Source organism: Aliiglaciecola sp. 3_MG-2023 (assembly GCF_030548205.1).
Lineage (GTDB): Bacteria > Pseudomonadota > Gammaproteobacteria > Enterobacterales > Alteromonadaceae > Aliiglaciecola.
Genome location: NZ_JAUORV010000007.1, coordinates 217,343 through 243,800 on the forward strand (window position 1 = coordinate 217,343; position 26,458 = coordinate 243,800).

Annotated in this window: 27 protein-coding genes and 1 riboswitch; of the genes, 16 read left to right on the top strand and 11 right to left on the bottom strand. The window is 40.7% G+C overall.

Translation table 11 applies throughout. The features are described 5' to 3' along the window. Positions 1–199 precede the first annotated feature (199 nt). The 5 genes from Q4574_RS10335 to Q4574_RS10355 form a co-directional block, all read right to left on the bottom strand. Complete coding sequence (locus Q4574_RS10335) at positions 200–409, bottom strand: hypothetical protein (RefSeq protein ID WP_303474009.1); 210 nt, start codon at positions 407–409, stop codon at positions 200–202. 367 nt (positions 410–776) lie between these two features. Further along, positions 777–2,537: a sugar phosphorylase gene (locus Q4574_RS10340; RefSeq protein ID WP_303474010.1), complete on the bottom strand. Its 1,761-nt coding sequence runs from the start codon at positions 2,535–2,537 to the stop codon at positions 777–779. A gap of 18 nt (positions 2,538–2,555) precedes the next feature. Next, the gene (locus Q4574_RS10345) at positions 2,556–3,779 is read right to left on the bottom strand and encodes a glycosyl transferase (RefSeq protein WP_303474011.1); all 1,224 of its coding nucleotides are present in this window, start codon (positions 3,777–3,779) and stop codon (positions 2,556–2,558) included. Continuing rightward, positions 3,772–4,614, bottom strand: a complete 843-nt coding sequence (locus Q4574_RS10350; protein ID WP_303474012.1) for a mannosyl-3-phosphoglycerate phosphatase — start codon at positions 4,612–4,614, stop codon at positions 3,772–3,774. The genes Q4574_RS10345 and Q4574_RS10350 overlap by 8 nt, the downstream gene beginning before the upstream one ends. Beyond that, positions 4,611–5,525, bottom strand: coding sequence for a kinase (locus Q4574_RS10355; RefSeq protein WP_303474013.1), 915 nt, complete (start codon positions 5,523–5,525; stop codon positions 4,611–4,613). Before Q4574_RS10355 ends, Q4574_RS10350 begins: the two co-directional genes overlap by 4 nt. A 248-nt stretch (positions 5,526–5,773) precedes the next feature. After that, positions 5,774–6,003, top strand: a riboswitch (molybdenum cofactor riboswitch). On the opposite strand from Q4574_RS10355, the gene moaA reads away from it, so the two are divergent. From moaA to Q4574_RS10410, 11 genes are all read left to right on the top strand, one after another. Beyond that, positions 5,994–6,962, top strand: coding sequence for a GTP 3',8-cyclase MoaA (gene moaA, locus Q4574_RS10360; RefSeq protein ID WP_303474014.1), 969 nt, complete (start codon positions 5,994–5,996; stop codon positions 6,960–6,962). (Overlaps the previous riboswitch by 10 nt.) A gap of 2 nt (positions 6,963–6,964) precedes the next feature. Then, positions 6,965–7,561 carry a molybdenum cofactor guanylyltransferase gene (locus Q4574_RS10365; RefSeq protein WP_303474015.1) on the top strand — a complete coding sequence of 199 codons (597 nt, stop codon included), beginning with the start codon at positions 6,965–6,967 and terminating at the stop codon, positions 7,559–7,561. A gap of 30 nt (positions 7,562–7,591) precedes the next feature. Next, positions 7,592–8,131 (top strand): molybdenum cofactor biosynthesis protein B, encoded by a 540-nt coding sequence (moaB, locus tag Q4574_RS10370; RefSeq protein WP_303474016.1) that lies wholly within the window; start codon positions 7,592–7,594, stop codon positions 8,129–8,131. 2 nt (positions 8,132–8,133) lie between these two features. Next, a complete protein-coding gene (gene moaC, locus Q4574_RS10375; RefSeq protein ID WP_303474017.1) occupies positions 8,134–8,661 on the top strand; it encodes a cyclic pyranopterin monophosphate synthase MoaC in 528 nt (175 codons plus the stop codon). Between the two features lie 15 nt (positions 8,662–8,676). Continuing rightward, the gene (moaD, locus tag Q4574_RS10380; protein WP_303474019.1) at positions 8,677–8,919 is read left to right on the top strand and encodes a molybdopterin converting factor subunit 1; all 243 of its coding nucleotides are present in this window, start codon (positions 8,677–8,679) and stop codon (positions 8,917–8,919) included. A 2-nt stretch (positions 8,920–8,921) separates the two neighbouring features. After that, a complete protein-coding gene (gene moaE, locus Q4574_RS10385) occupies positions 8,922–9,395 on the top strand; it encodes a molybdopterin synthase catalytic subunit MoaE (protein WP_303474020.1) in 474 nt (157 codons plus the stop codon). Positions 9,396–9,675: 280 nt separating this feature from the next. Beyond that, entirely contained in the window at positions 9,676–11,931 is a 2,256-nt protein-coding gene (locus Q4574_RS10390) for a TonB-dependent receptor (protein ID WP_303474021.1), read from the top strand. A 10-nt stretch (positions 11,932–11,941) separates the two neighbouring features. After that, positions 11,942–13,015, top strand: coding sequence for a dienelactone hydrolase family protein (locus Q4574_RS10395; RefSeq protein ID WP_303474022.1), 1,074 nt, complete (start codon positions 11,942–11,944; stop codon positions 13,013–13,015). Between the two features lie 21 nt (positions 13,016–13,036). After that, on the top strand, positions 13,037–13,513 hold the full coding sequence (locus tag Q4574_RS10400; protein WP_303474023.1) for a Rid family detoxifying hydrolase: 477 nt from the start codon (positions 13,037–13,039) through the stop codon (positions 13,511–13,513). A gap of 90 nt (positions 13,514–13,603) precedes the next feature. Then, positions 13,604–13,957, top strand: coding sequence for a RidA family protein (locus tag Q4574_RS10405; protein WP_368411641.1), 354 nt, complete (start codon positions 13,604–13,606; stop codon positions 13,955–13,957). Between the two features lie 75 nt (positions 13,958–14,032). Next, on the top strand, positions 14,033–14,434 hold the full coding sequence (locus Q4574_RS10410; protein WP_303474025.1) for a YkgJ family cysteine cluster protein: 402 nt from the start codon (positions 14,033–14,035) through the stop codon (positions 14,432–14,434). 73 nt (positions 14,435–14,507) lie between these two features. Here Q4574_RS10410 and cmoB read toward each other — a convergent pair whose 3' ends face one another. Then, positions 14,508–15,479 (bottom strand): tRNA 5-methoxyuridine(34)/uridine 5-oxyacetic acid(34) synthase CmoB, encoded by a 972-nt coding sequence (gene cmoB, locus Q4574_RS10415; RefSeq protein WP_303474026.1) that lies wholly within the window; start codon positions 15,477–15,479, stop codon positions 14,508–14,510. 1 nt (position 15,480) lies between these two features. After that, positions 15,481–16,209 (bottom strand): carboxy-S-adenosyl-L-methionine synthase CmoA, encoded by a 729-nt coding sequence (gene cmoA / locus Q4574_RS10420; protein ID WP_303474027.1) that lies wholly within the window; start codon positions 16,207–16,209, stop codon positions 15,481–15,483. 198 nt (positions 16,210–16,407) lie between these two features. Here cmoA and Q4574_RS10425 point away from each other — a divergent pair, with 198 nt between their 5' ends. The 3 genes from Q4574_RS10425 to Q4574_RS10435 all read left to right on the top strand — a co-directional run bounded on the left by Q4574_RS10425 (position 16,408) and on the right by Q4574_RS10435 (position 19,090). Beyond that, the gene (locus tag Q4574_RS10425) at positions 16,408–17,046 is read left to right on the top strand and encodes a response regulator transcription factor (RefSeq protein ID WP_303474028.1); all 639 of its coding nucleotides are present in this window, start codon (positions 16,408–16,410) and stop codon (positions 17,044–17,046) included. 44 nt (positions 17,047–17,090) lie between these two features. Next, on the top strand, positions 17,091–18,086 hold the full coding sequence (gene add, locus Q4574_RS10430) for an adenosine deaminase (protein ID WP_303474029.1): 996 nt from the start codon (positions 17,091–17,093) through the stop codon (positions 18,084–18,086). Positions 18,087–18,400: 314 nt separating this feature from the next. After that, positions 18,401–19,090: a hypothetical protein gene (locus Q4574_RS10435; protein ID WP_303474030.1), complete on the top strand. Its 690-nt coding sequence runs from the start codon at positions 18,401–18,403 to the stop codon at positions 19,088–19,090. Between the two features lie 147 nt (positions 19,091–19,237). On the opposite strand, the gene fadE is transcribed toward Q4574_RS10435, so the two are convergent. From fadE to purM, 4 genes are all read right to left on the bottom strand, one after another. Next, positions 19,238–21,700 (bottom strand): acyl-CoA dehydrogenase FadE, encoded by a 2,463-nt coding sequence (gene fadE, locus Q4574_RS10440; RefSeq protein ID WP_303474031.1) that lies wholly within the window; start codon positions 21,698–21,700, stop codon positions 19,238–19,240. A gap of 214 nt (positions 21,701–21,914) precedes the next feature. Beyond that, on the bottom strand, positions 21,915–22,655 hold the full coding sequence (locus tag Q4574_RS10445) for a DUF3108 domain-containing protein (RefSeq protein ID WP_303474032.1): 741 nt from the start codon (positions 22,653–22,655) through the stop codon (positions 21,915–21,917). Beyond that, positions 22,615–23,265, bottom strand: coding sequence for a phosphoribosylglycinamide formyltransferase (purN, locus tag Q4574_RS10450; RefSeq protein WP_303474034.1), 651 nt, complete (start codon positions 23,263–23,265; stop codon positions 22,615–22,617). The genes Q4574_RS10445 and purN overlap by 41 nt, the downstream gene beginning before the upstream one ends. Further along, positions 23,266–24,306 carry a phosphoribosylformylglycinamidine cyclo-ligase gene (purM, locus tag Q4574_RS10455; RefSeq protein WP_303474035.1) on the bottom strand — a complete coding sequence of 347 codons (1,041 nt, stop codon included), beginning with the start codon at positions 24,304–24,306 and terminating at the stop codon, positions 23,266–23,268. A gap of 238 nt (positions 24,307–24,544) precedes the next feature. Between purM and Q4574_RS10460 the strand changes: the two genes are divergently transcribed. Continuing rightward, positions 24,545–25,663, top strand: a complete 1,119-nt coding sequence (locus Q4574_RS10460; RefSeq protein WP_303474036.1) for a DUF2066 domain-containing protein — start codon at positions 24,545–24,547, stop codon at positions 25,661–25,663. Between the two features lies 1 nt (position 25,664). Continuing rightward, positions 25,665–26,387, top strand: a complete 723-nt coding sequence (gene hda, locus Q4574_RS10465; RefSeq protein WP_303474038.1) for a DnaA regulatory inactivator Hda — start codon at positions 25,665–25,667, stop codon at positions 26,385–26,387. Positions 26,388–26,458 lie beyond the last annotated feature (71 nt).

A 26,458-nucleotide genomic window follows, 5' to 3' on the forward strand; every position in this document is an offset into this window, starting at 1 on the left:
TTTTTTGACCTGAATGCTCATAAAAGTCACTACATTAGGTAAATACGAACTCTGAAATCTATTGATAACATATTTAAAATATTAAAAATATGTCTAAATGGGAACTTTGGGGTAAAATATTTCCAGATGGTTTGGAATAGAAAATAGCAACACCCACGCACGGTCGGTGTTGCCATTGTTTGCCATGGACGCTGAAACGCTAGTGGTCGGCTAATTCGCTTTGGGTAAGGTAACCGTCTTTATTGACGTCTAATTTTGCAAAAACCGCAGACAAAGCTGGATCACTTGCTGCTTCTTCTACACTTATACGACCATCGGCATCTGAATCTAAAATCGATATTTTGTCTTCTTGGGCATAAACCGAACTACTGGCTAAAACAAACGCGCTGATCAGGATAGTTTTTTTCATTTTTCAATCTCCACTTAATTTAGACTTTCGTGTTTTAGATTAATTGTAGGCATTAATTGCATCGCCTTTTAACAAAACAACAATAAGATTTGTTGTGTAAGTGGGGTATTACACTAACCATGCCAGGTTTAATAAATCAATAAAATACAATGGGTTAGAATGGTTTCGGTGCGGAATGTGTAAATTATTTTAAAGGTTGCATGTAAAAAACATGTTAAGGTGTGTGCGTTAAGTCACATTAATATTTAGGGTAAAATATTTATCTGTTAAATCATAAAGATAAGGTGGTGCCAAAAAGCAACGCTGCTAAAAAGCAGCTTACTAAAATGAAGGCACCACCAATCTTTAAGAACTCGTTCTAACAATCTTACATACTACGAGTATTACTAATCCAAACTGTTTGATAGGGGCTCAAAACAAAATCGGAGTGATCTAAAATGACTTCGTTTCCTGTGATTAAATCCCACCAACAGTCTGTACCAATTAAGTTAATATCTGACATAACAACTGTTTGATCTGTATCTGTGATATTACTGATACAGAATATACTTTGTCTTCTATCAATACTTTGACGCCAAAAGCCAAATAATTTAGCGCCTAACTGCAAAGTAAACTGGGTCGCGTTAGGGTGAAAGGCTTTTTGATTAATGCGTATAGACAACAAATGATTCATACGCTTTAGAGCTATGGCATGCTGACTATCTTTATTATTCAGTTGGTCTTCCAGTTCCGACATATCCCAACGTTTACGATTAATCGAACGATTTTGACTCGTATTGGTAACCCGCTCATAATCATTTCCTGTTGCTAATAAACTATGCACATACAAGCCTGGGATCCCTTCAAGGGCAAACATAATTTCATGGGCACAAATGAACCTTTCCATGCCTAAATTATCAGGTCCTTTTGTGGTGCCTTTTAGGGCATCAAATAAGGCAATGTTTATCTCGTAAGGTTTCTGTTTACCACCAGGAAGTGTGCGCCAAGACACCATTCCGCCAAAACTTTGCATCGTGTTAACCAGAGTATTAATTTCATTTTCTTCCAACAGTCCTTCTGCAGGGCGCAGGCCGATACCATCATGGGAAGCAATAAAATTAAAATAAGTCGTACCGTTTTGTGCCGGAGGCATACTCATTAACCAGTTCTTTAAATAAGTACAATCACCGGTGACTAAAGTATTAACCAGTAAAGGCGGCAATGAAAAGTTATATACCGCGTGGGCTTCGTTCGCATTACCGAAATACGTGAGGTTTTCACGATTAGGAATGTTGGTTTCAGTAATGATAATGCAATCGTTTTGTGCGTATTCGATTAAGGTACGAAGTAAGCGAATGACTTCATGGGTTTTTTCAAGATTGATACAAGTACTGCCGGATTTTTTCCATAGAAAGGCAACGGCGTCCAATCTGAAAATTCTCACACCGTGATCTAAATACTGACGAATGATCTCAACAAACGCACTTAATACTTTGGGGTTTTGAAAGTCAAAATCCACCTGATCATGACTAAATGTACACCAAACCTTCTTTGTCCCATTTTCAGTTTTGGTTTCCCGTAATAATTCGGATGTTCGGGGCCTGACAACATTTGAAGTGTCATAATCTTCATCAACCGTAAAGAAAAAGTCACTTCCAGGCCCTTCACCTTTAATAAAATTATCGAACCATGCACTTCGCGATGAACAATGATTAATGACTAAATCCGACATGAGTCGATAATTACTTGAAATTGACTTTATATCTAACCAATTTCCTAATGACTCATTCACACTCGAATAGTCTATTACGGCAAAACCATCATCGGAACTATATGGAAAAAATGGCAATATATGTACGCCATTTATGGTGTCTTTCACATGATTGTTTAAAAATTGGTGCAAGGTAACTAATGGGGTTTGCATTTCAGACTCAATGCTATCCCCATAGGTAATTAATATAATGTCTTTTTCGCTCCAATGATTTTGATGGGGTACAGGTATTTGTTTGTCACAAACCCCATCTAATCTCATTGTGGTGATAAGAGATTTTGATAATTCCTCGCTACTTTGAGGAATATCAACTCCTTGATAAATCACGTCTAAGTGATGTTGTATTTTTTCACACAGCCACGTATAAGCTTCAGACATTGATGTTTCCCCTTACTTTTAATATCGAAACTCTTCGTAATCCAATTCAACGGCATCTTTGATGCGGTCAAGTATATCTGGTACAGCACTTATGACTCGGTTCCAACTCGGAATAAAGGGTGTTTCCATTGGATTTTCAAGGAAACTTTGACCGGCTTTCATAATATTTGAAGCGAACATTTCGACCGCTTTTTCTTCTCTATGAATATCAAGCTCAAGACCATTCATGACCGCATCATTGTGATAGGTTTCAACAAAATCTAAGGCGATGCGGAAGTAGGTGGCTTTTAATGTACGGAATGACTCATTGGTGAATGTGAACCCTTGGGTCGCAAGCTTACGAAACAAGGCCTTAGTAATGTCAATGGACATTTTAGACAATCCACCTTGATCATTGTGTAAAGACAGATCTTGATGCTTGTGATCATAGGTTTCTGCAATGTCTACTTGGCATAATCGGTTGTGGGAGTAGTTTCGGTGCATCTCTGACAATACGCCTATTTCTAATCCCCAATCACTGGGAATGCGAATGTCATTTAACACATCTCGTCTAAAGGAAAATTCGCCAGCCAATGGATATCTAAAACTATCCATAAATTCTAAGTATTCGTTATTACCTACGGTACGTTTTAACGCGCGTAATAAAGGTGTAACTAGTAATCTAGACACTCGACCATTTATTTTTCCATCGGCAACACGGGCATAATAGCCTTTACAAAATTCGTAGTTGAACTGGGGGTGAGCCACTGGGTAAATTAATTTGGCAAGTAAACTTCGTTCGTAAGTTAATATGTCACAATCATGCAGAGCAATAGATTCTGTGCGGCCCGTGGCTAGTATATAACCCATGCAATACCATACATTGCGACCTTTACCCATTTCTTTAGGCGCTAGACCCAAATCAGCTAATTCTTTATCAATAGCCTTCAAACGTGGACCATCATTCCATAAAATACGATGGTGTTGTGGAAGTTTGTCAAAAAACTTGATGGCGTGTTGATACTGCTCTTTCGATGCTCTATCCAAACCAATTACAATTTCGTTCAAATAGGGGACTTTGCTGATATTGTCGATTATATTCGGCATAGCCTGGCCTTCAAGCTCTGAAAACAAGCTGGGTAAGAGCAAACCTAAGGGGCGTTTTTTTGAAAAAGCCAACAATTCAGACTCCATTTCTTCAATGGGACGGTTTGAAAGTTGGTGTAAAGTTGTGGTTATTCCGTTTTGATAAAAATCAGCCATTTTCTGGCTCCTTTAACGTTATATTTAAGATTTGTTGAAGACATTCAGTCCAACCCTCAGGTCCTTCGAGTTGGCTATCAAACACATTTTCTGTGCGTTGTAGTTGAGGATAGTCGTTAACAGGGGATTTTATACGTACTGCGATATCGGCTGCATCCAGCATAGCGGCGTCGTTCTGGCCATCACCTAATGCAATTGAAACCCAATTGATATCGGGATATTGTCGTTGTAACTCGCCCACAAACCAATTTAGCGCAGCGCCTTTATCTGTTTCTCCAGAAATATGAATGAAGCGTCCACCTATCAGGGTTTTTGCTCCGAGTTGTTGGACACAATGGATAAACTTTTTCTTTTGTTCTTCGCTCCCCAGCCATAAAACCGGTTCACCATATAACCTATTCGAGGCTCGTTTAGCCTGCTCTGGTTCCAAGCCCGTAGCATCACATATTTCCCGAAGTGTCATTTTAGAAAAGTGAGTGAATTGGCCAACAAAGTCGTTTTCAATTTTCTTTAGCAAACTCAACCAATAACTCTTTTTAGAGGTAAAGTTACGCACCCAATTTTTACCTACCCATTGGGTATTGGCGGGCTTTTTCTTAAAAAAGCCGTGGGGGATATGGATCGCCGCGCCATTTTCGACAATAAAGGGTCCTTGAATGCCTAATTGGTCAGTTAATTCCTGCATTTCATCATAGGTTTTACTCGTGTTCGGGATGACAGGAATATTGTTGTCTTTTAAAAAAGAAAGCATTGGTTGTGCTGCTTCGTGACTGTAAGAGTGATGATCCAGTAAGGTGCCATCCATATCGGTGAAAATGACAAACTGGTCGCTCATTTTACCCCCTTTACGTTGATAATTTTGCGTTGCTTATCTAAATCAAATACCACATCACATGAGTCAGCCAAGGTTGCTAAACTCTGCTCAGTAAGTCTTTGATAGTGCTGAATAAATCGCTTAATTTCGTTTGCCGACATAATTCCACTGTTAGCTTCTGAATCAGAAGCAGTTGCTAATTTTTGAATAAGCTTTTGTTCTTGTTGTAGTCGCCAGTCAAAAACACACTCAAAAGAGGGTGCCTTTAGCATTATCCAAAAATCCATTAATTGATATAAGTTTTGGTATTCTGTTTGTAGTTGTTGATTGACATAGGTTCGCCAAGCATTACCTTTATCCTCTTCTGATTCTAACGTATTGATCGGTACGCTGAGCTGTTCATCCGTTTGTGCAGTCACGCCCCAGCACCAACCTTCCATCAATACAATATCCACAGGCTTTTCGATAATTGGCCACTCTTGCTTGGGGAAAGGGTCATCAGTTGCTTTATTAAATCTCGGAATAGCAAAGCCAGTTTGCTGATCTTTCAACCCAAGTAAAACCTGTTTTAACAAGTTCGTATCATGGGTTCCTGGCACACCACGGGTTGCCAACAATGGATGAACATTAGCCGCTAATTGTTGTCGGTGAGTTTTTGAATAGTAAAAGTCATCTAAGGAGAGATTAATAACGTTTAATTGCTTAATCTCGATTAAATAGGTAAGTAAAAGCTCGGTGAGAGTCGATTTTCCGGAGCCTTGGCAGCCATTTATGCCGATAAAAATCGGTCTTTTTGCACTATCGTGGTGCGCTTTAAGTTTTTCAGCTAATGGAATGAACCATGTTAGCGCAACTTCGCCAAAGTTCGTATCGAGTTGGTGTTTTTCGATAAAGGCTTCAAGTAGCCTTTTAGATTCTGGGGTTACCTTCAAAATTGGCCTTTATAGAGTAAATAATTAATTGGAGTTTTTATTATCATCAAATAGAACTTACAACAAACGTGCCAATATAGTGCTAATAGCGTCTAACAACTGCAGCAAAAATACATTTTTAATAAAGAGCACGTAAAGCATTATTAGAAAATATAAACTATTTGCGTTGCACCTCCATAGTGAGGTTAAATGACATTATCATCAATGCTATACTAATGTTAAGTGGTTACTTAATTTAGTAAGTGATATTAAAAATGAAACTCCGAGCCTCTACTACTAAGTATTGCAAATAAGTTTTACCGATTTGTTAAAGGTACTTTGTATCTACTTCAGTGAAAACTTATAAAAACAATATAGGTAGTTTTGGCCGCAACTATTATGGGTTGCCAGGGTAAATTGGGAAACTAGTTTGCCTCCCGCTACATGTTCAACAATTTGGTTGTTCGTGACTTTGGAAAGGTGTTTAACGTGTTAAAAGATAAATTTGGGCGTCGCTTCCATTACTTGCGGCTGTCCATTACAGATGTATGTAACTTCAATTGTGACTATTGCCTTCCTGATGGTTATCAATGCGACTCCGATCGTAATTTTTTAGGTTTGTCTGAAATTCGCCATATTTGTGCTGGTTTCGCCACCTTAGGTACCAAGAAAATTAGGATCACCGGAGGTGAACCCTCGTTACGTAAAGACTTGCCAGAGATCATTCAAATAGCCGCCTCTACCCCAGGGATTGAGCAGGTAGCCATTACCACCAATGGTTACCGTTTGCATCAGCAAATAGATGCTTGGGCAGACGCAGGACTTAATTCATTAAATGTGAGTATCGATAGTCTCGACCCCCGCATGTTTGAAAGTATTACCGGGCACGATAAACTCGAAACCATTATGTTAGGTATTCAACGCGGCCTTGAGCGCGGCCTGAAGGTGAAAGTCAATGGTGTTTTAATGCGCCAATATAATGGAAATGAACTCGGTGCGTTTTTAGCCTGGTTAAAAAATACGCCTATTACCTTCAGACTGATTGAATTGATGGAAACCGGCGACAATAAAGACTTCTTTAAATTAAATCATTTATCTGGTGAGCCAATTAAACAACATCTACTGGAAGGTGGCTGGAGTCCTGTGATTCAAAATAACACTGCAGGGCCTGCCCAAGAATTTTGGCATCCCGATTATCAAGGTAAAATTGGCCTTATTATGCCTTACAGTAAAGATTTTTGCGCCAGCTGTAACCGCCTTAGAGTAAGTGCTACAGGCAAGTTACACCTCTGTTTATTTGCGGATAAAGGACTAGACATACGACCGTATTTGCAACAAACAGATACCCAACCACTGCAACAACAATTACAGCAATTATTAGGGGATAAAGATGCCACCCACTGGCTTGATCAAGGCTTCACTGGGGCAACTAAACATTTGGCGATGTTAGGCGGTTAGTTATGAACGCTGAACACAGTTCCCTTAATAGCACCTTAGGGTTAATTTTAGCTGGCGGACAATCAAGTCGAATGGGGGTAGACAAAGCGACCTTGAGTCTCCACGGTGAGTCTTTTTTGCAGCTTGCCATCAGACGTTTCGAATCCATTGGCATACACAACTACATTGTAAGTTCCAATACCCTTAAAGGGGCGATGCCTGATCGTAAGACTGGAATAGGACCCTTAGCAGCCTTAGATGCAGTGTTAAGTCTTCCGAAACATAGGTTAAACGGAGCCGACAGTGTATTAGTTGTGCCCATTGATATGCCGCTATTCCCTGCTGATTGTTTAAAGTCTTTGGTTTTAAAAGGCAAGGAACAGCAAGCCGGGGGATTTTACCGTTCTCAGCCCATGCCATTTATGGTTCAGCTAACTGAACAGTTTGCTGCAATACTGAACCAACAAATTCAGTCCAACGATAGATCTATTTTTGCTTTACTGAATAAACTTAACGCAGTTGAAGTTGAATACGATGATGGTCAAATCGCAAAAGATGCTTTTTACAATGTAAACACTCCCGAGCAAATGCTTAAAATGGAAAACATAAGCCAATGTTAGGAGAATTTAGTATGGTTTTATGGAGGGCTAATGCCTGCAATTAATCACTTTAAATCACTCAATATCGCAGTATTGACTGTGTCAGATACACGGGATGAAGAAACCGACACTTCAGGACGCTATTTAGTTGACGCTGTTACGTCTGCTGGGCATCAGGTGGTAGAAAAACGTATATGTAAAGATGATAAGTATCAACTGCGCAGTATCGTTTCCAATTGGATATTAGCCGACAATATTCACGTTGTGCTTACCACTGGTGGAACAGGTTTTACCCCTAGAGACATGACACCTGAATCTTTAGAAGTGTTATTTGATAAACACATTGAAGGTTTTGGCGAATTGTTTCGACAGATTTCTTATCAGCAAATTGGCACTTCTACTGTGCAATCTAGAGCACTAGGTGGCATGGCCAACGGCACAGCCATATTTTGTTTACCAGGGTCAACCGGGGCTTGCAAAACCGGTTGGCAAGACATTTTATTGGAACAACTGGACAGTCGTCATAAGCCTTGTAATTTTGTCGTGCATTTAAAAAACCTCGATGTTAATCAGTGTGAGTCTAGGGGATAAATGTGCAAGCAAATAACAAAGTAAGCCAGCAATCGCCAGATAAAGGAAAGAGCTTAAGCCATATCGATGAACATGGTCAGGCGAATATGGTAGATGTAACTGAAAAAGCGGTAACGCAGCGCACGGCTGTCGCGTCAGGTTTTGTGCAAATGCAAGCCGATACGTTAAACATGATTACCAATGGTCAGCATGCTAAAGGTGATGTATTTGCAGTGGCGCGTATTGCTGGTATTCAAGGGGCGAAAAAATGTGCCGACTTAATACCACTTTGCCATCCATTGATGTTGTCTAAAGTACAAGTGGATTTTTCGGTGGATTCAACGACTAACCGCGTTAATATTCTGGCAACCTGCAAATTGGCGGGGCAAACCGGAGTGGAAATGGAAGCATTGACTGCAGTGTCTGTTGCGGCATTAACCCTGTTTGATATGTGTAAAGCCGTTGACCCTCATATGCTAATAGGTGATATTAAAGTTGAGCAGAAACGTGGTGGAAAAACCGGCAACTGGCTTCGCTCCAGCGCTAGTTAGAAAAAGAGGCTGTTAATGAAAATTCTGTTTTTTGGTCAACTTAGGGAACAACTTGGCGTTGCTGAACTACTGGTGAACGACGGCCCTGATACTGTTGGCGGACTACGAGAAATATTAGCTTCAAGAGGGGATCTTTGGCAGCAATATTTGTCATCTAAGGATGTGTTGGTGGCGGTGAATCAAACCCTTTGTGACTTTGATACTGCTATTCATGAGGACGATGAAATTGCGTTTTTTCCACCTGTTACGGGAGGATGAAAATGGTTGAATCTGCCCCTTTAATCAATATTATCGTCCAGCAGGCTGACTTTGATCATGCACAAGAATATCAGCGGCTAAAGGATCACGGTAGCCAATATGGCGCAATTGTGACCTTTACGGGGTTAGTACGGGATATGAATTTAGGCGAAAGTGTTAGTGGGTTATTCCTCGAACATTATCCAGGTATGACCGAAAAGGTGCTTAACGACCTTGCAAAGCAAGCGGCTCAAAAGTGGTCATTAGGCGCGATGACGATTATTCATCGAGTGGGGCAATTGGCGATTAACCAGCAAATTGTGTTTGTAGGTGTGAGCTCGAAACATCGAAGCGAAGCTTTTGAAGCTTGCCAATTTTTAATGGATTTTTTAAAAACAAATGCACCTTTTTGGAAAAAGGAATTAAGGCAAGGTAGCGAACATTGGATTCAAAAAAAGCAGTCAGACGAATTGGCTGCGCAAAAGTGGGATACATAATCTCACCGCACCTGTCACTTCAATCTTGTTTTCACTCTATTTTTTGCTAACGTCTATAATGCCATTAATTGAATTTATAGGTTCAATTAATCAACGTTTATAGTAGCGCTTATTTGTTCCCTGAGACGGCATAATTTGCTCTTGAATTAACAAATTTTTCAATTTCATTAAGAACTTAGCTTGCCAAGTAATGAAAATACTATCAACATGGGATTACTGAGCAGCATTGTTTGTTCTGTTAAGTGAATTGTTTTTAAAAATAAAGAAAAAGGAACCTTTAATGAACAATCTCGTTACAGATTTACCTAGCCAATTTTCTATTTATCGCAAAGGAGTGGTTGCCGGTGTTGCACTAGCACTTTCTTCTACTTGTTTTGCACAACAATCACCTGCCGCAGATTCTGACGACCAAGAAGAATATGAAGTTGTTGTCGTTACCGCTCAAAAAAGAACTCAACAATTATCTGAAGTTCCCATTGCCATTTCATCTTTCAGTGCTGCGAGTATCGATCAAACCGGTATTACTCAATTAACAGAATTAGCTGATTTCATCCCTAACTTATCGATCACCCGCACCACTGACTTCACCTCGGCCATTACGATTCGTGGAGTAGGGGCAAACAGCCGTAATATTGGTTTTGATACGCGAGTCGGGGTCTATTTGGACGGGGTATATCTTGGTCAATCACCCGCCTTAAACCAAGAGTTACTAGACTTAGAACGAGTTGAAGTATTGCGTGGACCACAAGGTACCTTATTCGGCAAAAATACTGTCGCTGGTGCGATTAATTTAATTTCCAAAAAACCGTCTGACGAATTAGAAGGAAAGTTTAGTGCGTCTATCGGTAATTTGGGGGCAAGAGAATTTCAAGGGCAGATCAATCTGCCCGTTTCAGATACCAGTGCCGCAAAATTTTCAGTCACTAAGTTAGACCGGGATGGTTACATCAAAAACTTAACCACCGGTAATGATTTAAATGAACGTGATGCATTAGCTTATCGAGGACAATTCCGTTCGCAATTATCTGATAAATTAGAATTAAATTTCAGTGTTGATGGTCTCAATACGGAACGCTTGTCCTTTTTAGGGGAAGCGATATCAGATACATTCAGCACTACACTGGACGCTGCAGCACCGGAGAAAGACGAAGTAGCAACGACCATAGACACCTATGAAAAGCGCGATATAGTTGGTGGCTCATTGGATCTTTCTTATCAAATGGACAGTGGTTACGATATAAAATCTATTACTGCATATCGCGATACGGATATTTTTTACCGTAATGACTCAGATTATTCAGTGGTCGACTTTCTCGTCATAGAATATTCAGACCAATACGAGCAATGGTCTCAAGAGTTTCAAATTATATCTCCTCAGGATGAGTCAGCGTTTGATTACGTAGCAGGCCTATATTTATATCGTCAGGACGCCGAAACACGACGTGATGCAATCAATGGTGCTCATGCATTTCTGTTAGGTAATGTGCCAGGTTCAGTGGTGACTAATACCGGTTTTGTAACAACCGATAGTTACGCTGCTTATTTTAACGGGGGTTATGATCTATCTGAGGACAGTTCTTTGGCATTAGGACTGCGCTACACTACGGAAGAAAAAGATCTAGACTGGTTATTAGATGGTTCTGCGTCAGGCATTTTTGGAATTGGCAGCACCGATGGTCCACTCATTGATTCGCGCAGTGATAACTATATCTCTTATGCGTTGAGTTTTAATCATTCTTTTAATAAATCCTTAAATGGTTATGCAAAATATTCCACCGGCTTCAAAAGTGGTGGGTATAACCTCGATTTTATCACCAATGCTGACTTAGCTGCCGGTATTCAATTCGATAAAGAAACGGTGGGCAGTGCAGAATTAGGGTTAAAAGGTAACTTTTACCGTAACAGTCTAATTTTAAACTTTGCGGCATTCAGATCAGAGTTTGAGAACTATCAAGTTAATCAGTTTATTGATTTGGGGAATGGTGCATCTTCTATTTCCATCCGCAATGCTGCTAAGGCTAATACCCAAGGCATAGAGCTTGAAATGACTTACAGACCTATTAGTAACTTAGAAATTCAAGCAAGTATGGGGTTATTAGATACTGAATTTGATAGCTTTCCCGGTGGTTTAACTGGAGGCGGTAATGCGGAAGGAAAAGACCTGATAAATGCGCCTGACAGCAACTTCTCAATTGGTGCGCAATACATTACTGAAATTAGTTCACTGAATGCTGATTTAACGTTGCGTTTAGATGTGACTCACAGTAGTGGTTTCTTTACTACCGTTGATAATGTTGAAACTGCCACTTTGGCCGATGGCACTGTGGTCGAATTTGGTCATGTAGACAGCATCACTTTGGTCAATGCTCGTATCGGTTTACTCGGCACGAATAATGGTTGGGAAGCCTATCTTTGGGGACGTAATCTAGCCGATGTGCGCGATCCCATTGATAATCGTAAAGACTTTTTCGGTACTGTCACCACCAATTATCAAGAGCCTCGCACTTACGGTGTAGAAGTCGTTTATAGCTTCTAAGGAGAAAACAATGCGATTGTTTTTGTTGTGTTTAGCATGTGTCTCATTCGTTGGTTTATCGCAGGAAAAGAGGCAGCCACCGCCACTACCTGATTTTCCGGATTATCCGGCCATCAGTAAGGTGACTGAAAACACCCATGGTGAAGTGTATTTTTCTTCAGTCACTCCTGGAGATTATAAATGGTTGGTTTTGCCGGAACAGACACTTGCTACCACTACGGTTAAAGGGCAATTGTTCTTACCACCAGGTGCCAGTGCTGACAACCCGGTACCCGCTATGGTGATACTCCACGGTAGCGGCGGAATTCTGCCGAGCCGTGAGCTTGCCTATGGTCAATGGATGGCAGATCATGGGATTGCAGGTTTAGTCGTAAATTCCTACGAAGCGAGGGGGGTAACCGAAGAGACACCTTATGGACTGAGAGTGGCAATTGTCAGTGATGCTGATGAAACTGCTGATGCCTATAGTGCGCTTACATTTCTAAATCAGCACCCGGCAATTAATCCTGAAAAAATAGGGTTAATGGGTTTTTCTTATGGTGGCATGGCGACTCGCGCTGCTTTAGATAGTCGTATTCAGCAAAATATGGCTCCACAGGTATCGCCATTTGCCTTACATTTAGATTATTACGGGCCTTGTCATTTTGACTTGCAAACGGCTAAAACCACCGGAGCGCCTTTGTTCAGCTTACGTGGGGCCGAAGACAAATCAAATGACTTGGAGGCTTGTGCACGTCTTGAAAATCGTTTAAGAGACGCAGGTTCGGCAGTTGGTAGTACTATTTTCCCCAGTGCTGGTCACGGGTGGGAAATGGCTACCCCAAGGCAATTCATTGCTACGTTAAACCCCGCACCATGCAAACAAGTATTGTTGGAAAATGGTGATTGGCAAATTGACGGTACTACAATTGCGGTACCCGCTGAATTGAGTCGCCAAGAACAGTACCATTTTCGACTCGGCTTATTAGGACAAATGCAACAGTCTTGTATGTCTGAGGGATATATAATGGGACAAGATAAGCAAACCCATAGTCTTTCTAATTTACTACTTGCTCAATATACCGCTGCGTATTTATTAAATTAATTACAGCATAAAGGAGTTGTTATGAAGTGTTTGGCTACTGTATTTTTCGTTCTTTTTAGTTTGGTATCGTTGTTTCCAGTTGCCAGTCACGCTAATCCACAAGCTAGTAACAGCATAAAGCGTCTGAGCTCTGAGCAATTTAAACAGTTAAATTTGCCATTCTCTCAAGCTGTAGAAGCCAATGGCATTTTATATTTGTCAGGGGAGTTGGGTGTCATTCCTGGACAACTAAAGCTGGTAGAAGGTGGCGTGGTGGCCGAAACACATCAGGCTTTGCAAAATATTAAAGCAACCCTAGAGCGTTTTGGCTCCGGCATGGATAAGGTGATTAAATGCACGTTGTTTCTGGCAGATATAAACGAATGGGGAGATGTGAATAACGTTTATGTGCAATATTTTAAAGACTCACTACCTGCGCGAAGTGCCGTTGCAGGCAGTGGTTTAGGGTTAGGCGGTCGAGTTGAAATTGAATGCATGGCGTTGGCTGCTGACGCTTAAGCTTTTAAAGCGAGCGCTAACCAATAGTCGTTTAAGTTAGGTTGGCTCTCGTGTTATCCTCCGCCGCACTTCAACTTAGCCGATCCTAAAATAATGATAGAAAGAATTGAAACCAGTGCCAGAATGAGTCGTATTGTTAAACATAACGGCACGATTTATTTGTGTGGGCAAGTCTGCAAAGACGCCGAAAAAGATATTACTGAACAAACCACCACTATGCTTGAAAAAGTCGATGAGCTTTTACAAAAAGCAGGTAGTGATAAAGAACATCTACTTTCGGCAACCATTTATGTTAAAGACATGAGCTATTTCGCCGCCATGAATGCGGTGTGGGATGCTTGGGTGCCGGAAGGTCATGCGCCTGCAAGAGCATGTGTGGCAGCTAAAATGGCCCGAGAAGCCTTATTGGTTGAGATTTCTGTAGTCGCAGCAGAGATAGTCTAATCTTCAACTTTAAATCCCGATGAATTTTCATATTTGTTAGACTACAGTGGGGTTTAGTTTTTAAATTTGTGAATAATGAAAGACTGCAATCAATGTGGAAAGTGCTGTATTAAATACGGTGGTGGTGATCTAAGCGCTTCAAAAGAAGAAATAGACTTGTGGGAATTATTTAATCCTGAGATTTTTGATTACGTGAAAAACAATCAAATTTGGTTTGATCCTAAATCAGGCATAAGACTGAAAACCTGTCCTTTTCTTGAAATAGAGCCACAAGCCAATGGGCTTTCCCCTAAAAAATACAGCTGCAGTATTTATGAAAATAGACCGGAAGATTGTCGCCATTATCCCAGTCTTATTTCAGAAATGATCCGGGATGAATGTGAAATGATTGAAATAAAAGATATTAGCGATCAAACACAAGCACAGAAAGCCCTTGATATATTGATGAAAGATAGTCGGCCATCAAACTTTTCCTAAGAGTATAAAACCAAGTTTGCTCTTAGCTTAGGAACATTTAAGTCATTTGATAGGGCGTTTTAAGAATGCCCTATCAAGTTGTCGCGGTAAGCACTGCACGAATTGGGGCAGGGTAGCCCTCAATGGTTTTGCTTTGATCTTCAGGATCTAAAAAGTCCGCCAAAGATTGGCTGTCCATCCAATCCGTTTTGCGCTGCTCTTGTAAACTGGTGGGCCCCACATCAACCACTTTAACGTCTTTAAAACCAACGCGTTCTAACCATACCGTAAGCGCTTTTGTGCTGGGTAAAAACCACACATTACGCATTTGCGCATAGCGCTCACCAGCCATTAATACACTGTGTTCATCACCTTCAATGACCAGTGTTTCTAAAACCAATTGTCCACCAGGTCGAAGTTGCTGTTTGAGTTGTTGTAAAAAATCAATTGGGCTACGTCTATGATACAAAACACCCATAGAAAATACCGTATCAAAGGCTTTTAACTCAGGTAACTGTTCAACGCCTATTGGCAACAAATGAATGTTAGGGTTGGGGTTAAAATGCTTAATGACCTGAAATTGCATAAGAAACAACTGAGTCGGATCTATGCCCACTACAAACTTTGCTTGTTCGCCTAGCATTCGCCACATATGGTATCCACTACCACAACCAATATCTAAAACGGTTCTGTCTTTTAGTGATTCTATATGGGGTAAAACACGATCCCATTTCCAATCTGAACGCCATTCAGTATCAATGAAAATATCGTGAATATAAAAAGGCCCTTTACGCCAAGGTTTAAATTGCTTTAACAGACCTGTTATTTGACGTTTCGTGTATTCATCAATATCGTCTGCTCTACCAATTTTCACATCAGACTTTAATTCAACCGAAGTGACGTCCGTGTTGGGAAGTTTGCTCAGTAACTTTTGCCATTTTGCATAATCACCGTGTAATTGTTGTTTCTCCCAGGCGGAAATTTGTGCAGGTAATACGTCCAGCCAGTCGCTTAATGCTGTTTCGGCAATTAGACTATAAAACTGTTTAAACCATTGATGTGCCATTTTATTTCACCACTAACATTGATGTAAAATTGAAGCAACAAAACCACATCACAAAGTTTTTAAAACCTGCATTGGCCAGTCTCGTTTTATGGGTTTCCAATGAATCAACTAACATGACATTTTCAATCGCTGAACGCTTTTGACTGATTTCCAACTCGCTGTATCCATTGTTGCGTTTGAATTCATGATGCAAATCAATAACTAAATCATTGGCTAAGTCATTTTCATGGCGAATTTTTTCAGACAGCACCAGTACACCGCCTGGCTTCATACCAGCGTAAATTTTTTGGATCAGAAAATCCCGTTGAGTCGGTGGAATGAATTGCATAGTGAAATTAAGTACAACTACCGAGGCATTTGCTATCTCAATATCAAGAATATCATCACAATACACATTGGTTGGAATATCTGATTTAAATGCGTTTAAATGCAACAAACATTTATCAACCATCGCTTGGGAGTTATCAACCGCAATAATTTGACAACCTGTTTGTTTAACACTGCGGCGCATGGCTAGGCTTGCAGCCCCTAATGAGCAGCCTAAATCGTATAGATTAGTGTCTTGCTGAGCAAAACGATTAGCAATTAGTCCAATGTTATCAATTATAGTACTGTAACCCGGCACAGAACGTTGGATCATATCAGGAAATACTTGAGCAACTGCCTCATCAAAACAAAAGTCGTTAACTTTAGACTTAGGTTGCGAGTATATCGCGTCTTTTTGGTTCATCGTTTTTAACTCACAAACACGAATATAGAAAAATTTCGGCAATTCTACCTGTGGCGATCAGTGTTAGCAAATTAAGCTCAATCTATTGAAATTATGGGTACAAGTTGAAAAACTTAGTTTAAACTTGAGCAAATATAGACTAAAGTCTAAAGCAGGTTTTGACGATAATTTAAATAAGTAAAATAAAAGGGAAGTTTCATGCCTAAATTTCTAATAGCGGACGATCATCCGCTATTCAGGGAAGCATTAAAAGGTGCTTTGAGTCCGTTATATAAAGACGTTGCATTTGTTGAATCAGATGCACTTGAGACAACATTAGATTCATTAGAAACTTGTGGCGATATAGATATTATTTTGCTTGATTTAAGCATGCCGGGTTGTGAGAATTTTTATGGCATCATTCGGGTCTGTGGAGATTTTCCAGATGTCCCTGTTATTGTTATCTCTGCTAGTGATCATCCTAAAGTGGTTTCCCAGGCTATTGGTTATGGTGCAAAAGGATTTGTTTCGAAATCTGCGGCAATTTCCTCCATTGCAGAAGCTATCGATAACGTCCTTAACGGAGGGACCTGGCTTCCTGAAGAAATGAAAAGCCAGATTGATAGCATCTCAGCTGAGCAGCAAGAAATTGCTCTAATGGTGGCTGAATTAACCCCTAAGCAATTTCAAGTATTAAATTATTTGCAAGAAGGCATGCTCAATAAACAAATTGCCTATGATATGGACGTTACGGAAGCAACGGTTAAAGCTCATACTAGTGCAATATTTAAAAAGCTGAAAGTCAACACCAGAACACAAGCTGTATTGTTGGTTGAAAAATTGCAGTCAAATATTTAAATCTTAGGTAATAGGAAGATTACTTAATTTTCAAGGTCAATACGATGATAGATTACTCACTTCCTTTAGTCGATTTGCATCGACACTTAGATGGGAATATTCAGCCCCATGTCATTTGGGAGCTTGCTCAAAAACATCAAATTGAGCTTCCCGCGAAAACCTTGCAAGAAGTAGAGAAATTAACTCAAATTCACGATAAAACCAGTGATTTGTTAGCGTTTCTGGCGAAACTCGATGTAGGGGTGTCGGTATTAGCTGATTATGATGCGTGTTATCAAGTTGCCTATGAAAACATGCGTGATGCGAAAAATAGCCGCTTAGATTATGTTGAGTTACGCTTTTCTCCATACTATATGGCGCAATCCCATAATTTGAATATGGTTGAGTTAATTTCCGCCGTTATCGATGGGGTTAGAGCCGGCGAGAAAGATTTTGCCGTAAAAGCGAATTTAATTGGCATCTTGAGTCGTACCTTTGGTGCTGACATTTGCATGCAAGAGCTCGAGGCGTTACTTCATTATCAAGATGATATTGTGGCACTTGATTTAGCTGGTGATGAGTTAGGTTATCCAGCTGAGTTATTTACCGATCATTTTGTTAAAGCTAGGGATGCCGACTGGCATATTACGGTACATGCCGGTGAAGCTGATGGTCCGCAAAGTATTTGGAACGCGATTTATAAATTAGGCGCAAGTCGCATTGGCCACGGAGTTTCCGCTGTCCAAGATGAAAAGTTATTGGTTTATATGGCGGATAACAACATTGCTATTGAGTCTTGCCCAACGTCCAATTACCAAACTGCCACCGTCAAAAATTTAAAACATCATCCGCTGGCAACTTTTTTAAAGCATCAAGTTTTAGTTACCTTAAATACCGATGATCCAGCGGTTTCAAATATCGATATTGCCCATGAGTATCAGGTTGCTAACGAGGTTCTTGGCATATCCGAGCAGCAGTTGAAAAATATTCAGCTCAATGGGGTAAAAGCCGCGTTTTTAAGTGAAGACGACAAAAAAACACTGTTAGATAAAAAAATCTAAGACGGGCAGTGAAAAAGTCTTCTTTACTATTGTGTTTAAACAGCAGGGAAGCAATCGGCACTTTACTCGAGATAGGTTTGAGCATGGCTTTTAAGACTTAAAGGGCAATTTCTTTTCGTCAATTTCATTTAACAATGAGGTGCTTAGGAGCAAACTCCCGATTTGGCAATTAGGAAGTAAAATAGCGAATTTCAATGCAACCCTTTGGCCCATATTTAAAGAAAGCGATTACAGGCAAAGGTTTTTTTAGTTAAAGGATTGTGATGGTGAACGACAACAATTTCCAACCTGCCTTGAAGGGCTTTTGTTGGATTATGTCTGTGATAAGTCTGGCCTTACTAAGTGGCTGCGTTTCACACCCCACGGTTTTTGTTTACGCCAAGTATTTAGACAAGCAACAACGCCTTGACCTCGACCATGCCTTAACAGAAGAGAAGTTTTTAGTTGAGTTTAATCAACTCGATTTTCCTACAACAATTACTGAAAATACCATCTTATATTCATTGTTATTAGACGATCCTGAAACCTTAGCCCGCGCAGAAAACCTATTTGCACAACTAGGTGTCCCTATTAACAATATTCAAGGTCTCACTAAAGGTAATCATTGGTACACTAAAAACTCCCTTGCACTTTTTATTTTTCCAGAACAAAGCCGTGACCACGGTGTATTTAAACAAGATCTCGCTCACGTCTATCAATTACAGCTCAGTGAAGGATGTAATTTAGAGGTCGATTTGGAGTTAGCATCCAATGGAAAATACCGTTTCATTATTGATAATCCATCTGCACAGATTGAAAGTTATTTAATCGGAGATTGGTTATACAGACAGTATCCATATTTAGAATTGCGCCCTGAAAATGCACCCTACAGTTCGGCATATTTTGAAATTTCAAAGGTATTAAAGGAAGATCAAATCAGTAAAATTGATTTCACACAATTGACCGTCATTGAATCGAAAGTTGTGCCCATGGGATGTGTGTTACAACACGGATTACGATACTAGTCTGAAGCAATGGGGCGCTGTTGGGGGAAATTCGATGTATTTTGAGTTATTCTTGCAAACGAATTAGGCTGGAGTTGAATAAAAAATCCCACTTCAAAAGTGGGATTTTTGCATCATTATGATTTGTGCTAAGGCGTTATTTATTCATTAACTTGCCTTGCTACGACTCTTTCTTTTAGGCTTGAGTAAGGTTTTATCAGCCATTAACTCTTCAGATGTAAAGTCGTCAACGTTTATAGTATCCAATCGACCTTGCTCTGCGCGCGCCATTAACTCAGACTCTTCCGCGGTTAATACACCTAGTTCTAAGCCTTTTTTACCTACTTCATCTAACTGGGTGAAAGGGAAGCGCTGTTCTGCGGCCTTACAGACTTTGTCGTAAAGGGGTTCAACAGCTAGAATGTCACCTAAAATTTGCTCTAATTTACCCATAGGGTTGCCTTCGTCGCGGCCCAGATATTGACCTTCACCTAAGCGATTACGGGCATCTCCAGGCGTTTGCAGCAAGGTGGCAATTTGATGATCGAGTTCATCGGCAGGTTTAGCGAAACTCTTGCCAAAGGGCATAATGATCCCTCGAAGAAAGTAGCCTAATGCCTTATTCGGGAAGTTATGCAATAACTCATCAATGGCGGTTTCTAACGAGTACAAACAGTCTTGCATGGCGCGATGTACCAGTATTAAATCTTCTTTTTGACGACCTTGATCATCAAACTTTTTAAGGGTAGCAGAGCCTAAATACAGGTAACTGAGAATATCCCCTAAACGAGCCGATAGCCTTTCTTTGCGTTTCAATTCACCACCAAGTACGCCCATTGCCACATCAGATAGCAATGCCATATTGGCACTGTAACGTTTCATGGCTTTGTAGTATTGACTGGTTTCATCGTCAAAAGGGGAGTCTGCGGTGATTGCACAGGTTAGTGAATACCATCCGCTTCTGAAGAAGTTGCTCATTGCAAACCCAATGTGTCCGAATACTGCTTGGTCAAATTCTGCCAAAGCTTCATTTTCATCTTCTTTGCCTGCGGCATACATTTCTTTCAACACAAAGGGATGACAGCGAATCGCACCTTGCCCATAAATCATCATATTACGGGTTAAGATGTTTGCACCTTCAACGGTAATTGAAATGGGGGTACCTTGATAAGCTCTACCCAAATAGTTATTTGGACCAAGCATGATGCCTTTACCACCGTGAACATCCATGGAATCGTTAACCACAGAGCGAATTTTTTCCGTTAGGTGATATTTACAGATGGCTGAAATAACCGAAGGTTTTTCACCTAAATCTACTCCTTTGGTGGATAAACTCGTTACCGCGTCCATCATATAAGCGTTAGAGCCAATACGGCCTAACATCTCTTCAATACCTTCCATTTTACCTACGGGCATTTTGAACTGGCGACGAATACGTGCATAAGCACCTGTGGCTAAGGCCATGGTTTTTGTACCACCGGCTGCAGTTGAAGGCAAGGTAATACATCGTCCAACTGATAAGCACTCAACCAACATACGCCAGCCTTGGCCGGCCATTTCTGCACCACCAATAATATAATCTAGGGGAACAAAGATGTCGGTGCCTTTCAATGGTCCGTTTTGGAAGGGGACATTTAACGGAAAATGACGGTTACCAATTTCTAAGCCTTCAGTATCCCGGGGAATTAAGGCGCAGGTGATACCTAAATCAGGTTCATCGCCTAATAGACCTTCAGGGTCGGTCATCTTAAAGGCTAAGCCGATAACAGTGGCTACAGGGGCTAGGGTAATATAGCGTTTATCAAAGGTCAGTTTCATACCAATGATTTCTTCGCCTTCCCAAGTACCTTTACAGACGACGCCGGTGTCTGGAATTGCGCCTGCATCTGAACCTGCTTCTCTGCCAGTTAGGGCAAAACAAGGAATTTCGTCACCTGTGGCTAGGCGCGGCAAATAGTGATCTTGTTGTTCGGTGGTACCATAGTGTTGAAGTAGTTCTCCAGGACCTAAAGAGTTCGGTACACCGACCGTTGTGGCCAAAACTGCGTTGCATCCAGACAGTTTTTGTAAAACTCTGGATTGAGCATAAGCTGAGAATTCTAATCCGCCGTATTTCTTTTTAATGATCATGGCGAAGAATTTATTGTCTTTCAGAAATTGCCAAGTTTCAGGGGATAAATCGGCACGGGTATGATGGACTTCCCAGTCATCCACCATGCGGCAAGCTTCTTCCACTGGCCCATCTAAAAATGCCTGCTCTTCAGCGCTTAATACCGCCTTAGGAATGGCATGCAATTTCTGCCAATCAGGATCACCACTGAAAATTTCGCCGTCCCACCAAACTGTACCCGCATCAATGGCTTCTTTTTCAGTGGTGGACATTTCCGGCATAATTTTGCGATACATATCTAACATCGGCTGGGTCATGTACTGCTTTCTAATGGACTCCATGTTTAATGGAATTGCAATGGCTAAAAACACTAACCAAGTGAAAAAGCCTACATACCCAAACGTTGTTGCAAGCAGCAATACTAAGCCCACTATCACACTGGCGTTTAATAACTTCAGCCTGAGAAAGCTGACGACGCCTACAGCACCGATAACGGTGACTAACCACAATATAATATTCATTCAAAAGACCTTTTTCTGACTAAGAACTAAAAATATGCCTGTTTTTGATGGAGATCAAATGCATTCATCTTATAGCTAATTATAAGCATGGCTATATTAGCGCTGTTTTCAAGCCTAAATTGCTAAATAGACGTTTTCTTTGCGCGAGATCTAACGTTTTAAAAATAGTTGACCTATTACAGGAATTATTACGTAATTTTATGCAAAGTGGATGTTAGTTTGCTTCTGGACCCGATGAAAAAGCAGAAAGCTGTATGTCACCTTGCTCTTCTCCGTCTTTAAGCTGCTTTAATCTAACTAACTGATAGTTGAGTGATGGTGCAAACCATGCGTAGGTTTCTCGGCTAGAATTGGGACGAACAATTTTGACTTTAACACCTTCTAGCAGGCCATAGGGGAGTGACAATTGCTCAGTAGACATAACCACAAGATTATATTGTCTTAACTCTCCACGATAGTTCAATAGATTGTATTGTAAGTCTTTTTTGCCTTCAGCCAATTGCAATTGAATGTCTAAACGATAAAGTTGATTATCGAATTCATTATGCCAATGTAAGCTTGAGTCGTTATTTATTTTGATGGAATTCTTTTGTCGGTCAAACTGAGCAACTAAGCTCTTATCAGAACCAAATCCCGTTCGCTCGTAGTTATATTTGAAAGGAACAATTTTATCGTCAGTAAAGCTAAACAAACTAACTTCACTGCGTTTATCAGACAGAAAAAACATGGATACTTTGGATTGATAAGACAACCGAAAACGTTCACGACCCAGGGATTCCAGTTTTAGCTCGGCAGTACCCAGTTCCTTACCATAGCGAAATGCTTTGTATTGGGCATCGAATTCAATCAATTCAGCAGCGTGTGCGCTAGCACCTAAGGTTAGGCAGAATAAAACTATTCCGCTAAATAAGCATTTAATCAGTCGCATATCCGTTTTGAGGAAGTTCCTGTCCATCTAATACTGCCTTATTGTTGATCATCATTAATCGCTGCCTACAGAACCAGTCTACAACAAGTGGATAAATATTTCGCTCTTGTTGCTGAACTCTTTGAGCTAATTCAGCCGCTGTATCATGCTCAAAAACTGGCACTTTGGATTGAATAATTACCGGGCCACCATCCAGTTCTGGTGTCACAAAGTGCACAGAAGCACCATGCTCTAAATCTTTCGCATCAATGGCTTTTTGATGGGTATTTAAACCTTTGTATTTAGGCAGTAGAGAAGGGTGGATGTTAACCATCTTGCCACTAAAACTACTCACAAATTGTTCGGTTAAAATACGCATAAATCCAGCCAGTACCACTAAGTCAGGGGAGTACTTGTCAATTTCTGCTTTCAACGCCTGGTCATATTCACCGCGGCTTTCAAATTCCCGATGGTTTACGCAAAGTGCGTCAATACCAGCATTTTGTGCCCGCTGAAGACCAAATGCAGTGGGTTCGTTTGAAATAACGGCGGTAACCTGAGCGATATCCGTTTTATCACTAAAGTAGTCGATAATGGCCTGTAAATTAGAGCCATTACCAGAGACTAAAACAACAATAGATTTTACTGAACCGCTCAATTAAACAATCTCAACTTGTTCTTGTTCTTCACCGCACTGGGCTATTTCACCCAATACCCAGGCTTTTTCACCTAGCTCATTCAGATAATTCACTGCCCCTTCGGCTTCTGCTTGAGGTAATACAATCATCAGACCAACACCACAGTTAAAAGTTCGGAACATTTCATGTTCAGTGATGTTGCCATTTTCTTGTAACCAATCAAAAATCGCTGGTCGTGTCCAACTATCTCGCTTCACCACTGCTTTAGCATTATCTGGTAATACCCGGGGGATGTTTTCCCAGAAACCACCGCCAGTGATATGAGAAATGGCATGTACTGGGTGTTTTTCCAATAGCGCTAAAACCGACTTCACATAAATTCGAGTGGGTTCCAATAGGTGGTCAGCAATAGTGCTATCTTGAAATGGTGTTTCAGGATCGGTACCGCTTACTTCCAATACTTTTCGGACTAACGAGTAGCCATTAGAATGAGGACCTGAAGAGGCCAGTGCAATGATGGCATCGCCTGGTGCGACTTTACTGCCATCGATCACTTCGTCAGCTTCAACTACGCCAACACAGAATCCTGCTACGTCGTAATCGTTACCGTGATACATGCCAGGCATTTCAGCCGTTTCACCACCAATGAGTGCACAACCGGATAATTCACAACCTGCTCCGATGCCACTAACCACTTCAGTTGCAGTGTCAACATCGAGCTTACCTGTTGCGTAATAATCTAAGAAGAATAACGGCTCAGCTCCTTGCACGATTAAATCGTTAACACACATTGCAACTAAATCAATACCAATTCCAAAGTGGCGTTTTAGGTCCATTGCCAATCTGAGTTTTGTTCCTACTCCATCGGTACCTGACACCAATAGAGGTGAACGATACTTTTGAGGAATTGAACACAGAGCACCGAAACCTCCCAAACCGCCTTTCACTTCTGGACGGTGAGTTTTCTTGGTCACTGACTTGATTCGTTCTACCAGTTGATTTCCTGCATCAATATCGACGCCTGCGTCTTTATAGCTCAGAGATGGGTTAGAATCGCTCACAATATTCCTCAGTAAAAAATTTTTGCGGATTTTATCAGTATGGCAAAAGAAAAGGTACTGTAAATCAAGGTATTTTCTAGCAAGGTAACAAAGTTTGTCAGGGAAGTAGATTTTTTTAACAAAAAAAAACGTCAATTTGCTGGAAAAACATACGTTAATGCTAAACATACATTAAACAATTGATGAAATTTTATTTTAGATCTATGACAATACTGCTTTGAATTTTCAAGAGTGTTTAATGCGAATGCGTTGTCTGCTGTTTTTAACGTTATTACTTATTGGCCAAATTAACGGAGCGAAGGCTGCGGTTGTTGAAGGACTGTATAACGCTTCTGTCGTCGTTGATGACCAATCTATAACGGCGCAAAAAAAAGCAGTGAAGCAAGCGCTTGCTGAAGTCTTAGTGAAGGTCAGCGGAAATAGAGGGTTGTTGGCCGACAAGGAAATTAAAGGCTATATAAATAATGCACAGAATATCCTACTGGCATATACCTATGAATCAACCGCTGAAGGACTATTGTATAAAGCAGAGTTTGATGTAAATCAGGTTGAAAGCATACTGCGTTCAACCGGTTTTTCTATTTGGGGTAAGCATCGTCCTCAAACCCTCGTATGGTTGGCAATAGAAGATAAAGACACGGGCACTCGTCAGCTGTTAACCGATAGTGAGCATCAAAATTTAATCGACTTGGCAAAACAAACCGCCAATAGTCGTGGTATTGAGATCGCTTTTCCAATCATGGACTTAACGGATATTCAGCGGGTAAGTGTTTACGATGTTTGGTCGAGTTACACCCAAAACTTGGTCGAAGCCAGTGAACGTTATGGTACCGAATACGTCATGTCAGGGCGTTTGTTTTATCGTACTGAACAACCGGTTAGTAGCTTGTTAGAGGGTGATGAAGCCCTGCAGCAAGTCGAGCCTAAAAAACTCAATGTGTGGGTACTTGAATGGCTGATCACGCGTCGCGGTACATTTGATTCTGGTGAGGTAGAAGCGAGCTCACCAGAAGATGCAGTGCAAAAAGCCATAGATATGATCACCGATAAATTAGCTGCAAAATATGCAATAGAAGCAATAGCGGGCGACGGTTCTGAGAATAAAACACAAATCGTGATTGGGAATATTTCATCCTTAACTGCCTACGTGGACGTGTTAGAATTTTTAACTAACTTGTCAGTGGTTATCGATGTGACTTTGGTTGAACAACAAGGTGGTTTTTCCACGTTTGAGTTGGAATTGTTTGGGGCAAAGGAAAATCTTGACGAAGCATTCCGGTTAGACAATAGAATTGAAAGTCCAAGGGACGGTTTTAGTCAACCTGAAGTCAATAAACCCTATTTTTGGAGACCTTAATTTGGTTGACGACCAGTTACCAAAACAAATTTCACTCGATGTTGATTTGCCAGACGAACAGACTTTCGACTCTTTGGTGGTAGGTGATAACTCATTGATTTATCAGCATTGTGGTTTGCTTGTTGAACAAAGTAATTCCACTGAGTTGCCTTTTCTGACCTATATATCTGGTGGCGCTGGGACGGGTAAAAGTCACTTATTAGTGGCTATGTCACACAATGCGGCGCAACAAAACAAATCCCATTTTTATTTGGCCCTTGATGCGTCACTTCGCTATCCCCACACCATTTTAGATGGGATGGAAAACATTCAACTGCTATGCATCGATAATATTCAGCATATTCAGCATAGTAAAGATTGGCAAACTGCACTGTTTGATTTAATTAACCGAATTCGTGAAACTCAGGTGTGTAAGCTTGTTGTAAGCTGTGACCGTGGACCTAAACAACTGCAATTTGAATTAGCTGACCTGGTTTCACGTTTAGCCTGGGGAATTAGCTTCAGTTTAGCGCCCCTTGATGACCAAGATGCTTGTGACGCGTTAAATATTAAAGCTAAACAGCGAGGTATTAGTATTTCTCGCGAATCTTTACAGTTTCTGATCAGTCATGCGAAACGGGATATGCATAGTCTTGTGGCCGCCCTGGATGAACTGCAATTCCAAGGTATACAAGAAAAACGAAAAATTAGTATTCCCTTCATAAAACAAGTGCTAGATCTTTAGCCCTTGGCGCAGCAGCGCCTTGGCTTATTTTACTTGTTTAAATTGCTGAGTATCTAAAAATGCTGCTTTAT